An 11,902-nucleotide genomic window follows, 5' to 3' on the forward strand; every position below is an offset into this window, starting at 1 on the left:
AAATGTAGGTATGGGCCCAGGAGAATATAGAAATCGTTTTTATGGTTCTGAATAAGACTTTTCCATTATTTGCAAACTTTTTATAAATATAAATTTTCATGACGAATTAAGGCCTCGTTTTTTTCATTCGTTAGTCTAATTCCTTCAAATTTTCCAGCGCCCAAATTTTCTTAGCATAAAAAATCATTCTTTCAAAGTTCTCATTCCCCTCATGTATTTTATCTTTTGGTTCTTTGGTTTTTATTAGAACGGATAAATCGTTTTTAAATTTTTTTTGGCATTGGTTTTGACCAATGTTTTGTGTAGTTTCGAATCCACTTGTTCTTTGGAAACAATCGAACTTCTGTTTGCAAATGGAATCCAACCCATAGGAATCGATGGGGCAAGATTCATAGATGGAGAAGTCTGGATTCTTTCGGCAATAACATCCAAAATAGATTTTGTCATATGTGGTTTGGATTTTTTCTAGGAGCCGGTTGGAAAAAAGTATCGGGTTTGGATTCTTTTTTAGGTTTGGAGTGGTTCTCGATCTAATTTCTTTAATGTAAATTGGATCATTTACGCATTCATAAGGGAATTCTAAACAATAATCAATCAAATTGTCATTGGATAAATAGACAAGTTCGGATTTTGTTTTTGTATTCCAAACTTTGGGTTTATAATTATGATAAATGGTCTCGTTGTAACCTAGATTCTTTTTTTTCTCTCTGGATTCTTTAATTTTTTGGGATAGAATTGTATCATCGATTAAGTTGTATTCTCGAAATGCCATGATGGGAAGATCTGGCCCAGAAGTTTTTAACTGATCATTTGCCAGTTTGGAATATAATTTTTCTTTTGACTGGGGATCTAAATAGAGTAGATATCCAGTTAGGTGGTATTGGTCGCAAGTATAACCAGAAAATAATGGAATCAAAGATAAATACCATATATAATCATGGGATTGGTAAATCCGTAAATCTTCAATAAGATCAAATGGTTCATTTGATAAGGAAGCAATTCGAAACTCTCCATTCTCCCAAATACGGGCGATGAGATATCTTTCTAGTAAATTATTGGAAAGTACTGCCTTTCTGTCGCAAGTGTTTATGAGGAAGGGGAGACGTTTTGTGATTTGGTATTCTTTCTTGGGAATGACCACCTGTTGGAAGGTTTGGTGGCTAAGGCAACGAAAGAAGGTACAAAAAAGAAATACTAGTAATACTCGATACATAAATAACTGGAAGTTTCGTAAATAGAGACGATGGTTCTTTCATCTAAAAAATCAATTTTTTTGATTAATTCCGTTTCGTTTCTTTCGCAGATCCGTTTTTTCTTTCGATTTGAATCTATGGTTTTTGTCTCACCTAGCACTACATCTCCAAGTTTGATTACGTTCCCGCGAAAATTAGGTATGGTTACAAATTTTCCTGTTGTTTCATCATAGTAGACTCGATTGTGATCCCTTGCTGATTCCAAATTTTCCAATCCATGAAAACTGGGTCCAATCAGGCAATTTTGGAAGCAAAACAGAAATAAGGTGGCGGTCCATTTCATTCGGTGCTTACCGTATGTGAAATGCTTCCAAAATCATTTTACTTATGTGCAAATTTATCGGCATATAAATCTAAAACTTTCTTGATCATCGATTGATAGGGAACGCCCGACTTTTTTGATTGAGCTTTGAAAAAACTAATACTTTTTTTACTCAGCAATATGGTGACTTTTGAATTATCTTCTTTGGTGATTAATTGATCTGGTGGAGGTAAAAAATCATGAATCACTATAGAAGAATTGATAGCTTTCGCAACATCATTAGGAGTTTTAGTGTAAGTTGTTTTCTTTTTCATACTTCTTTTTTCCTTCTCTCCAGAATCCGGCTCCATAGATTCTGATATGTTTTCCTCTAATTGTAAATCTGACGGTAATGATTCCCTGAGAGACTAAGCCGAAACAAAAGAACCTTTCTTCTGAATCTGTAGAATGCAAAATGTCTTTCGAAATTATTCTATTCTGATCAAGGAAGGCAAGTTGTGCAGTTTAAAAATTTACGCCATGTTTCTCTAAGTTATCTTGATTTTTATTAGAATCCCATTCAAATTTCACACATAAATTTTATGTTTTTTGGTATGTATGTCAATACATATATTTGACTGTATTAGTAAGTTCTTTGCGATTTTTTTGGCATTTAAGAAAGTTTGATTTCCATCCCATCTCCCGCGCCAGGGCTCCGGAGGGCGTAAGGTCCGAAGGACGGGAGCGAACGCGCACCCCGAAGGAGCCCGGTCCTTTTTCGATTCGATTTAGGGTTTTAGTGGGATGGGAGGCGCCCCAACCCTGCCTTTTCAAATCTTAAGAATTCCTTTCCCCTTGACAATCTGCCTAAATTCCAAATTCTGACAGGGAAGCTTGACAAAGGTGCTTTTGGATGAACAAAACCCAAATCGGGAACCTACTTTTGGTGCTTTTTTTGGGACTGATGGCGGGAGCTGTGGCGGGAGTGGTCATTGACCGACTTCTTGGCACAAACTATCTCTCTCGGTATTTGTTTGAATCCCCAGTATCTCTTGAGCTTTACATAATTAAAGTCGAGTTCCAGCTAACCCCTGCAAGTATCGTTGGTCTTGTAGCGTCTGGATATCTCGCACTAAAAAAGGGGTAACTATGTCAGTAATTTCCATGAAAAGTCTGCTAGAAGCAGGCGTACATTTCGGTCACCAAACACGTCGTTGGAATCCAAAAATGAGTCCGTATGTTTATACAGCTCGTAACGGGATCCACATCATTGACCTTCAAAAAACAGTTCAAAAAACTAAAGAAGCTTACGATGCATTAAAAAAACTTACCGGTCAAGGTAAGAAAGTTCTTTTTGTAGGAACTAAAAAACAAGCTCGTGGTGCCATTGAAAGAGCAGCACAAGCGTGCAGTATGTACTATGTATCTAACCGTTGGTTAGGTGGACTTCTTACTAACTGGAATACAGTGAAGAAGTCGATTGCTCGTTTGAAAAGACTCGAACAAATGGAAGAGAACAACTCTTTCGAACAAGAAGCTCGTACTAAAAAAGAAGCACTATCACTCAAACGTGAATTAGAAAAACTCCGCCAAACATTGGGTGGAATTAAAGATATGGCTGTAGTGCCTGAAATTCTTTTTGTCATCGATCCTAAAAAAGAAGAAATTGCTGTGAGTGAAGCAAAAAAACTTGGTTTGAAAGTGTTTGCAGTGATTGATACTAACTGTGATCCAGAACCAATCGATTACCCAATTCCAGGTAACGATGATGCCATTCGTGCGATTTCTTTATTCCTTGATACTATGGCAAATGCTGTACTCGAAGGAACAGGTGGAGAAGTCATTCAAACTAATTTTGCTGAAGATATGGACGCAGAACAACTGGCACTTGAATACCAAGGTGAGTATGATGAGTCCGGAAAATTCATTATGGACGATGAACTTCCTCCAGTAGCAAAAGACATTCCATTGGATCCAGAAGCAGCTAAAAAAGCAGCAGAAGAGGCAGCGGCCGCAGGGATTATTACTCCAGTAGCAGATGCTCCCGCAGCTGCAGAAGAAGTAAAACCAGCAACAGAGGTGAAAGAGTAATGGCAGTTAGCTCCGAACAAATTAAAGATCTCCGCGAACGTACAGGCGCGGGGATGATGGATTGCAAAAAAGCCCTCGAAGAAAACGGTGGCGATATTGATAAATCAGTCACTTATTTGAGAGAGAAAGGTTTGGCAAAAGCGGCGAAACGTGCTGGTCGTGAGACTGGGGAAGGAAAAGTAATCGCTTACATCCACGGAACAGGAAAAACAGGAGTTCTTGTGGAACTGAACTGTGAAACTGACTTCGTTGCCAACAATGAAGCGTTCGAAGCTCTGGGAAAAGAGATTGCTCTTCAAATCACTGCGATGAACCCAATTTACGTAAATGAAGATTCGATCCCTAAGTCAGAAATTGACAGTGAGATGAGTGTTCAAAAAGCTCTTCTTGAACAAGAAGGCAAAAAACCAGAACAAATCGAAAAAATCCTTCCTGGTAAAATGAAAAAATACTTTGAAGAGATTTGTCTCATCCACCAAAAATCGATTCGTGACAACTCCAAAACCATCAATGACCTTCTCCAAGAAGCCATTGCGAAATTTGGAGAGAACATTACTGTTGGTAGGTTCTCGAGGTTCCAAGTAGGTGGGAACTAGTCCGCGTTTCAAAAGAATTTTAATCAAACTCTCCGGCGAGGCTCTTGCCGGTGAGGGTGAACTTGGTATTGATACCAACAAAACATTTTCCGTTGCCGGTCAAATTAAGGAAGTTCATGACTTAGGTCTTGAAGTTGCCGTAGTGGTTGGTGGTGGAAATATGATCCGTGGCGAAACTTTAGCCAAGTCCGGAATGGACCGAGCGACAGCAGACTACATGGGAATGCTCGGCACCATTATGAATGGTCTCGCCTTACAAGATGCATGCGAAAAACAGGGAATGTTTACCCGAGTTCTTTCTGCCATCGAAATGAAATCTGTTGCTGAACCTTATATTCGTAGACGTGCGGTTCGCCATTTAGAAAAAAATCGTGTTATTATATTTGCCGGCGGGACAGGAAACCCGTATTTTACAACGGATACAACTGCCTCGCTACGTGCTGTGGAAGTAGGGTGTGAAGTCATCCTCAAAGCCACAAAAGTGGACGGTGTGTACACTGCGGATCCAAAAAAAGATCCAAGTGCAAAACGTTACTTAGAAGTTTCTTTTATGGAGTCCATTAAACACCGTCTAAAGGTGATGGATTCCACTGCCTTAAGTCTCTGTATGGACAATAATATGCCCATCATCGTTTTTGATATTTTTAAGGCAGGAAATTTAAGGAAACTGATCGATGGGGAACCTATCGGTACATTAATCTCCAATTCAGAGGAAGTGATTCTAGATGGTAGATGAAATTATAAAATCCATGCAGTCCAAAATGGACAAAACCGTTGAAGCTTTAAAAAAAGACTTCGGTACGATTCGTACGGGAAAAGCAAATCCTATGATGGTGGAAGATGTAAGAGTGGACTATTACGGATCACTCACTCCCTTAAACCAACTTGGAAAAATTGCCTGCCCAGAACCTCGAGTCATTCTCATCACTCCTTTTGAAAAAGGAATGTTGAAAGATATTGAAAAAGCAATTTTTGCGGCAAGCCTTGGCCTCACACCCAATAACGACGGTTCTAGCATTCGTATTAATATCCCTGAACTAACAGGGGAAAGACGAAAAGAACTCGCAAAAGTTGTCAAACAAAAAGGCGAAGAAAAAAAAGTTGCCATTCGTAATATTCGCCGTGATGCCAACGATGAACTAAAAAAACACCAGGCAGAAATGTCCCAAGATGAAGTGAAAGGCCATCAAGATAAGATTCAAAAAATTACGGATTCTTATATTGCCAAATTGGGAGAATTGGAAAAGGAAAAAGAAAAAGAGATCACTACTCTTTAATTTCCTATGAAGTTCAAAACCATCCCCGCGCACATTGCTGTCATCATGGACGGAAATGGAAGGTGGGCCGAAAGCCAAGGGAAAAAAAGAACCGAAGGCCATAGAGAAGGGGCGAATGCAATCGATCGCCTTTTGGATGTGGCTTTGGAATATAAAATCCCAAACATTTCTCTTTATGCATTTTCCACAGAAAATTGGAAACGGCCCATCACAGAAATCCAAGCCATCTTTGGTTTGTTAGTTGAGTTTATTGATACAAGGCTAAGTACCATCCACGAGAAAGGGATTCGCATCCACCACAGTGGTGCGAGAAACAAACTTTCCAAAACAGTCTTAACTAAGATTGACCATGCGATGGCGGTCACAAAAAAGAACAAAAAACTCACTGCCAACTTTTGTTTGAACTACGGGGGGCACGAAGAAATCTTGAGTAACTTTTCTCGGATTATGGCTGCTCGAAAATTCAAAAAAGAATCTTTAGACAAAGCGATTAGCCTTAAAGAATTTGAAAAATATTTGTATACATTCCCTTTACCACCCGTAGATTTATTGATCAGAACTGCGGGAGAACAAAGGATTTCCAATTTCCTTTTATGGCAGAGTGCGTATGCTGAAATGTATTTTACAAATACACTTTGGCCGGACTTTGGAAGAACCTCTTTAGAGGAAGCCCTTCTATTTTTTGATTCCCGAAAACGTAAATTTGGTGGTTTGTTATGAGTGAGACAACACTCCGTATCCTTTCTGCAATTGTATTAACATTTGTATATGTGTTTATGATCTTCCATAGTTCTTGGTATTACCTTGAATTCTTTTTGTTCGGTTGTACTCTGATTTATTTGGGTTTGAAAGAACTCTACGGATTTTGTAAAAGAGAAGATTCCAAACCATTTTTTGGAACCGGCCTTCTTTTTTCCCTTTTGATTTTTACTGTATACTACATCCAGTTTTTAGGAATGCAGTTTGCAGTCACACCTCCTGCTTTTGTTTTGGAGTTGTCGAAAATTCTAAGAGAAGGATTCCATCCGGTTCCTTTTTTACTCATCGCATTGTCTTTGACTGTATGGATTTTCCAGATCCTCAGACGACCGTTAGACGGGGCTCTCTTCTCTGCTGGTGCAACGATGTTAGGCCCCATTTATTTGGCCATTCCCATTGGGCATTTTTTACTCCTCCTTGCCTTTCCTTTTGGAGCCTATTATATCTTTTTAGTTTCTGTTATTACTTTTATGAGTGATGCCGGAGCCTACTTTGGTGGTCGTTGGTTTGGAAAACACCCAGCCGGTTTAAAGATCTCTCCTAAAAAAACTTGGGAAGGGTATGTGACGGGAAATATCACGGCGGTTCTCGGAGTTCAAATCCTCAATGCCACTTGGGAACACTTTAGTGGTCTGAAATTACCGATTGGTGTTTGGGAATCTGTGATCCTTGCCTTTGTCATTTCTGTGATCTCGGTGATGGGTGACTTGGCGGAGTCTGCGATGAAACGAGATGCCAAAATCAAAGACTCTGGAAATTTAATTCCTGGCCATGGTGGGGTGCTTGATTTAGCGGATGCCCTTCTTTTTACGGTTCCTGTGATCTACTATTACTTTCTCTTTAAGGGAATCCTCGGATACTCGGTCTGATTCTCTTTCCCGAGATCGGTCTAACAGTTACATGGTAGGAGTCTCCGTATTAGGAATTTCTGGTTCTGTTGGCTCTTCCACAGTGAAGGTTCTACGCCAATTTAGAGATCCCTTTTCTTTACGGAGTTTTTCAGTCCATTCCAACCTGGAACTTGCCAAAACCCTGATTGAGGAATTTTCCCCAGAAGTAGTGTCAATCACCGATCCCCAGTTAGAGGGGAAGTTCGGATCCAAATATAAATCCACAACCATTCTTTATGGGGAAGAAACTCTCTCTGATTTAGTGAGGCTTGGCACTGTGGATGTGGTTGTCACAGCTGTTGTGGGGGCACGCGGGGTAAAACCTACGATTGCGGCCATCGAAGCGGGCAAAAAAATTGCCATTGCCAATAAAGAGACTCTTGTGACCTTTGGGCCACTGATCAACCGTTTGGTGGCAAAACATAAGACTCTTATGGTTCCTGTGGATTCCGAACACAATGCACTTTTTCAATTGATTGAAAGAGAAAAAAGATCCAATATCCGTGCCATCACGCTCACTGCTTCCGGTGGTAGTTTTCGCACACTTCCCATCGAAGAATTAGAACATGTATCCGTAAAACAGGCATTAAACCATCCAACATGGTCTATGGGTCCGAAGATCACAGTCGATTCGGCAGGTCTTATCAACAAAGGTCTCGAAGTCATCGAAGCTCATTTTTTATTTGGATTTTCTTATGATGAAATTGAAGTGGTGATCCACCCGCAGTCTCTGACTCATGGGATCATTGAAATAATGGACGGGGCTTGTTTGCAATACACAAGCCATCCTGATATGATTTATCCCATTGCTCATTCTTTATTTTATCCGACTCCCACACCCAAGATGCTTATCGAACGAAAACCATCCACTTGGAAAACCTTGGAATTTTTTCCACCAGATCTAAGTCGGTATCCAGGTCTCAAACTTGCTTACCAAGCAGGAAGAGCAGGTGGTGTGGCACCTTCCGTATTCAATGCGGCCAATGAAGAAGCTGTGGCATTATTTTTAGAGGAACGGATTTCGTTTACCGCCATACCTAAGTTCATCGAATCCGCATTAAACAAAATTTCCAATTCCTTCCCTGAGGATTTGGAAGGGTATTTAGAAAAAGATAGGGAAACTCGTAGTTATATTCAAAAAGATTTTGTGAAGGGGGGAGTGACTCTATGATCGTAATGATACTCGGCGCCGTATTTATGTTAGCGGTTTCTATTTTTATCCATGAATTGGGGCACCTCTTATGTGGGAAATTGGTCGGAGTGGAAGCTCGGATTTTTTCGTTAGGTTATGGAAAAGGGATTTGGAAAAAAAGGATTGGGAAAACCATCTACCAAATCACCGCTATCCCCATCGGGGGCTATGTTCTTTTCCGTGGAGATGACTATAGCAAAAACAAAAAACCAAGGCAAGGGGATTTACTTTCCACTCCACCACTTCGCAGAATGATTCCTGTCCTTGGAGGTCCGTTCGCCAATTTAGTGTTAGGTTTTGTTTTATTGTTTATTTTGGAACTATCGGGAGACAGTCCTTCTTCCAATCGTATTTTTATCGAAGATGCCAGTAAAGTATCCAGTCCAGCTTATTCTGCGGGCCTTCGGACAGGGGACCAAATAATCTCTGTTAATGGCAAAAATACAGAAAGTTTCGAGGATATATTCACCAACGTGAGTTTGACTTCTGGGGATCCTTTGGAAGTCACTTTCAAAAGAAAAGAAGAAACAAAAACCGTACAAATTGTACCCAATCTGTATTCTGCTGGCGGTCATCCCACAATTGGTGTGATGCCTTACGGCGAAAGGCGAGTGGTGGCAACCTTTACCTACGGGGAACAGATTAGCCATTTTATGGCGAACTTACTCGATCGTGATGATAAATCTTCTCTTTACTTCCAAGAAAAAATCGAAGAAAGAAAGGATGAAATTCCAGAAGAAATCTTAAAACATAGAGAGATCCAAGAAAGAGAAAAATCTCTTCGTAGGCGTGCCCTCTCTTTTTTGAAAGATGGGGATATGATTTTACAAGTGGCTGGTGTGGATGTTCATACCGTCCCTGAATTACAAACGGAACTAGGCAAACACCAAGGAAAAACAATTCCAGTCATTGTGGAAAGAAAAACCTATCCACTCCTCACACCTTGGGCCACAGAAACTGTGACCATCCAAATACCTGTGTTAGGTGCGAACGTATTTGAGTTTTGGGATATCAAACATCCAAAATTTTCAGAATTAGGAATTTCTTACTTTCGATTGGATAGTTACGATGCCGAAATTGAGAATCGACTTTCGAATCTAAAAATCCAAGACAAAATTTTTGATAAGGCGGACTCTTTTTCTGAATATTTGAAAAACAATTCAGGAAGAAAAGATATCTGGATTGGAAATATGAAGTATTCGGCAGATGTCAATCTGAAACCTATTGGACTTTTGGGTTTCAGAGCTTCGATGAAATTTGAAGCCGAGAAGTTACAGAAAGAATCAACCATATACTCTTCGTTTATTGGTGCTTCCAATAAAGTGTATGAAAATGTATCCACTACCTTAAAAGGAATAGGGATGTTGTTTTCTGGACTTCTTTCTCCCAAAGAAAATTTATCTGGCCCGATTGGGATTGTACAAATAGCGGGAATCAGTTTGGAATATGGTTGGGTGACCTACCTTGACTTTGTTGCCAAAATTTCCCTAGCGCTTATGGTAATGAATTTGTTACCCATCCCTATGGCTGACGGCGGACATATTGTACTTTATGCTTATGAAGCCATTACGGGAAGACCACTCCCGAGAAAGGCAATTGAAGCCATCTTCCGAGTGGGATTTTTCTTTCTCATTGGTCTTGGACTTTATGTTTCCTTCAATGATGTGATGCGTATTTTTTAATTTTTGTTTTTACAATTGATCTATAAATTTAAGAGAAATATCGATGAAAGCTAGTTCCTATTTAATTCCAACTGCAAAAGAAGATCCGCAAGATGCCGTGGTGGCATCGCATAAGTTGATGATGAGGGCGGGTCTCGTTCGTAAATCTGCTGCAGGTCTCTATTCCTATTTGCCATTAGGGCTTCGTATCTTAAAAAAAATTGAAGGGATCGTTCGTTCTGAAATGGACAAAGCAGGGGCCTTGGAATTCCAACTTCCGATTTTAACGCCGAGCGAAATTTGGAAAGAGTCGGGCCGATGGGATAAAATGGGAAAAGAGATGTTTCGTTTGAAAGATCGTCATGACAATGAAAGTTGCCTTGGTCCCACTCATGAAGAATCCTTTTGTGTTCTCGTGAAACCCATGGTTCGCTCTTATAAAGACCTTCCCATTAATGTCTATCAAATCCATACAAAGTTTCGAGATGAAATTCGTCCGCGTTTTGGAGTGATTCGTTCCCGTGAATTTACGATGAAGGATGCTTACTCCTTCCATTTGGATGATGAATCCTTGGATAAAACCTACCAGACTATGCGGAGAACTTATAGAAGAATTTTTGCTGGGATGGGACTTACTACAATTCCTGTGCAAGCGGATTCTGGAAATATGGGTGGATCTGCTTCTGAAGAATTTATGGTCGTCTCACCTATTGGAGAAGAGACACTCACCATTTGTCCTTCTTGTCAGTATTCTGGAAATATTGAAAAAACTCCTGTGATTTTAAGCCCAAAGACCAGCAAACAACCGTTTGCCGGTTCGGAAAAAATCCATACACCTTCCAAAAAAACTATCACAGAAGTGGCGGAGTTTCTAAAGACAAAAGAAGAAAATTTACTGAAAGCTGTTGCTCTATGGGCTGACGGAACTTATGTTCTTGTCTTTTTGGAAGGGGACCGGGAACTCAACGAAAACAAACTAAAGAATCATTTGGGTTGTAATGAACTAAGACCAATGGGTCCAAAAGAGATGGAGACTTTAGGTCTTGTTCCCGGATTCATTGGCCCAGGATTTCCTAAATCAGAAAAACTAAAAGTGGTCATTGATTCACTGATCGATTGGAATTTTGGTTATATATCGGGAGCCAATGAAATAGACCACCATACTTCTGGAACCCAAATTTCTAAGTTTTTTAAAGAAGAAGAAGTCACAAAAATCGATGTGTCGCAAGCCCAAGTGGGAGATCCTTGCCCGAGTTGCGGAACTGGCCTCACTGCGGAAAAAGGAATTGAAGTTGGTCATATCTTTAAGTTAGGTCAAAAGTACTCTAAAGCTTTTGATATTACTGTTTTGAATGATAAGGGTAAGGCCACCACAACGACTATGGGTTGTTATGGGATCGGTGTGAACCGTTGTATGGCCACTGTCATCGAACAATGTAATGACGAGAAAGGAATTTATTGGCCTGTCTCTATAGCTCCATTTACTGTCTGTTTGGTGAGTATTGCTAAAAACCCAGAGGACATTGCAAAAATTGAATCTATCTACAAAGCTTTAGTGGCTTCCGGGATCGAAGTCCTTTGGGATGATCGTGACCTGGGCCCAGGTTTTAAGTTCAAAGATTCGGAGCTTATTGGTTTTCCCATCCGTCTCACACTGGGAAAAGGATTTTTAGAGAAGGGTGAGATCACTATCCTTGATCGTAAATCCATGGCAGAAGAAACAGTAACCTTCACTACCAATGAAGATTTGGTGGGGAAACTCACGAAACAAATCCACGGACTTCGAGAAACATTACAAAAGGCAGTGGAACAAGCGGGAACATGAACTTCTTTGGATTTTTTCTTTAGAACCAGGAGAAAGGATGGTCGGAATGGTGGCTTTGTGATAGAAGGAAGCCATTGGGTGGCGGGTCTAGTTCCCCACCCTCTGATCAGGGCGGGG

13 protein-coding genes are annotated in these 11,902 nt (G+C 40.2%); 10 read left to right on the forward strand and 3 right to left on the reverse strand.

Annotated features, from left to right (window positions below; translation table 11 throughout):
- Positions 1-130 precede the first annotated feature (130 nt).
- From JWG40_RS00750 to JWG40_RS19860, 3 genes are read right to left on the reverse strand one after another with little or no spacing between them, the layout of a single operon-like run.
- Positions 131-1,213: a hypothetical protein gene (locus JWG40_RS00750; RefSeq protein WP_232369081.1), complete on the reverse strand. Its 1,083-nt coding sequence runs from the start codon at positions 1,211-1,213 to the stop codon at positions 131-133.
- Positions 1,195-1,536, reverse strand: coding sequence for a hypothetical protein (locus tag JWG40_RS00755; protein ID WP_205283986.1), 342 nt, complete (start codon positions 1,534-1,536; stop codon positions 1,195-1,197). The genes JWG40_RS00750 and JWG40_RS00755 overlap by 19 nt, the downstream gene beginning before the upstream one ends.
- Before the next feature lie 38 nt (positions 1,537-1,574).
- Positions 1,575-1,865, reverse strand: a complete 291-nt coding sequence (locus JWG40_RS19860; protein ID WP_232369082.1) for a BrnA antitoxin family protein — start codon at positions 1,863-1,865, stop codon at positions 1,575-1,577.
- 542 nt (positions 1,866-2,407) lie between these two features.
- Here JWG40_RS19860 and JWG40_RS00770 point away from each other — a divergent pair.
- Genes JWG40_RS00770 through JWG40_RS00815 form a run of 10 tightly spaced genes read left to right on the forward strand, consistent with a single transcriptional unit; the run spans position 2,408 to position 11,785 of the window.
- Positions 2,408-2,641: a hypothetical protein gene (locus JWG40_RS00770; RefSeq protein ID WP_002978348.1), complete on the forward strand. Its 234-nt coding sequence runs from the start codon at positions 2,408-2,410 to the stop codon at positions 2,639-2,641.
- Positions 2,642-2,643: 2 nt separating this feature from the next.
- Complete coding sequence (gene rpsB, locus JWG40_RS00775; protein ID WP_205283987.1) at positions 2,644-3,585, forward strand: 30S ribosomal protein S2; 942 nt, start codon at positions 2,644-2,646, stop codon at positions 3,583-3,585.
- Positions 3,585-4,181 (forward strand): translation elongation factor Ts, encoded by a 597-nt coding sequence (gene tsf / locus JWG40_RS00780; protein WP_205283988.1) that lies wholly within the window; start codon positions 3,585-3,587, stop codon positions 4,179-4,181. The genes rpsB and tsf overlap by 1 nt, the downstream gene beginning before the upstream one ends.
- The gene (pyrH, locus tag JWG40_RS00785; protein ID WP_205283989.1) at positions 4,171-4,917 is read left to right on the forward strand and encodes a UMP kinase; all 747 of its coding nucleotides are present in this window, start codon (positions 4,171-4,173) and stop codon (positions 4,915-4,917) included. The genes tsf and pyrH overlap by 11 nt, the downstream gene beginning before the upstream one ends.
- Positions 4,907-5,458: a ribosome recycling factor gene (frr, locus tag JWG40_RS00790; protein WP_205283990.1), complete on the forward strand. Its 552-nt coding sequence runs from the start codon at positions 4,907-4,909 to the stop codon at positions 5,456-5,458. The genes pyrH and frr overlap by 11 nt, the downstream gene beginning before the upstream one ends.
- A 6-nt stretch (positions 5,459-5,464) precedes the next feature.
- On the forward strand, positions 5,465-6,178 hold the full coding sequence (locus JWG40_RS00795; protein WP_205283991.1) for an isoprenyl transferase: 714 nt from the start codon (positions 5,465-5,467) through the stop codon (positions 6,176-6,178).
- Positions 6,175-7,086, forward strand: a complete 912-nt coding sequence (locus JWG40_RS00800) for a phosphatidate cytidylyltransferase (RefSeq protein WP_205283992.1) — start codon at positions 6,175-6,177, stop codon at positions 7,084-7,086. The genes JWG40_RS00795 and JWG40_RS00800 overlap by 4 nt, the downstream gene beginning before the upstream one ends.
- A gap of 31 nt (positions 7,087-7,117) precedes the next feature.
- Complete coding sequence (dxr, locus tag JWG40_RS00805; protein WP_205283993.1) at positions 7,118-8,278, forward strand: 1-deoxy-D-xylulose-5-phosphate reductoisomerase; 1,161 nt, start codon at positions 7,118-7,120, stop codon at positions 8,276-8,278.
- Positions 8,275-9,981 (forward strand): site-2 protease family protein, encoded by a 1,707-nt coding sequence (locus JWG40_RS00810; protein ID WP_205283994.1) that lies wholly within the window; start codon positions 8,275-8,277, stop codon positions 9,979-9,981. Before dxr ends, JWG40_RS00810 begins: the two co-directional genes overlap by 4 nt.
- Before the next feature lie 43 nt (positions 9,982-10,024).
- Positions 10,025-11,785 (forward strand): proline--tRNA ligase, encoded by a 1,761-nt coding sequence (locus JWG40_RS00815; protein WP_205283995.1) that lies wholly within the window; start codon positions 10,025-10,027, stop codon positions 11,783-11,785.
- The last annotated feature ends 117 nt before the right edge of the window (positions 11,786-11,902 follow it).

The organism is Leptospira abararensis (assembly GCF_016918735.1).
Classification (GTDB): Bacteria; Spirochaetota; Leptospiria; order Leptospirales; family Leptospiraceae; genus Leptospira_A; species Leptospira_A abararensis.

Bases quoted from the DNA above. Each gene is read 5' to 3' on its own strand.
- JWG40_RS00815 (WP_205283995.1), top strand. From the start codon at position 10,025: ATGAAAGCTAGTTCCTATTTAATTCCAACTGCAAAAGAAGATCCGCAA.
- JWG40_RS00750 (WP_232369081.1), bottom strand. From the start codon at position 1,213: ATGTATCGAGTATTACTAGTATTTCTTTTTTGTACCTTCTTTCGTTGC.
- JWG40_RS00810 (WP_205283994.1), top strand. From the start codon at position 8,275: ATGATCGTAATGATACTCGGCGCCGTATTTATGTTAGCGGTTTCTATT.
- JWG40_RS00755 (WP_205283986.1), bottom strand. From the start codon at position 1,536: ATGAAATGGACCGCCACCTTATTTCTGTTTTGCTTCCAAAATTGCCTG.
- frr (WP_205283990.1), top strand. From the start codon at position 4,907: ATGGTAGATGAAATTATAAAATCCATGCAGTCCAAAATGGACAAAACC.
- JWG40_RS00795 (WP_205283991.1), top strand. From the start codon at position 5,465: ATGAAGTTCAAAACCATCCCCGCGCACATTGCTGTCATCATGGACGGA.
- JWG40_RS19860 (WP_232369082.1), bottom strand. From the start codon at position 1,865: ATGGAGCCGGATTCTGGAGAGAAGGAAAAAAGAAGTATGAAAAAGAAA.
- tsf (WP_205283988.1), top strand. From the start codon at position 3,585: ATGGCAGTTAGCTCCGAACAAATTAAAGATCTCCGCGAACGTACAGGC.
- JWG40_RS00770 (WP_002978348.1), top strand. From the start codon at position 2,408: ATGAACAAAACCCAAATCGGGAACCTACTTTTGGTGCTTTTTTTGGGA.
- rpsB (WP_205283987.1), top strand. From the start codon at position 2,644: ATGTCAGTAATTTCCATGAAAAGTCTGCTAGAAGCAGGCGTACATTTC.
- dxr (WP_205283993.1), top strand. From the start codon at position 7,118: ATGGTAGGAGTCTCCGTATTAGGAATTTCTGGTTCTGTTGGCTCTTCC.
- JWG40_RS00800 (WP_205283992.1), top strand. From the start codon at position 6,175: ATGAGTGAGACAACACTCCGTATCCTTTCTGCAATTGTATTAACATTT.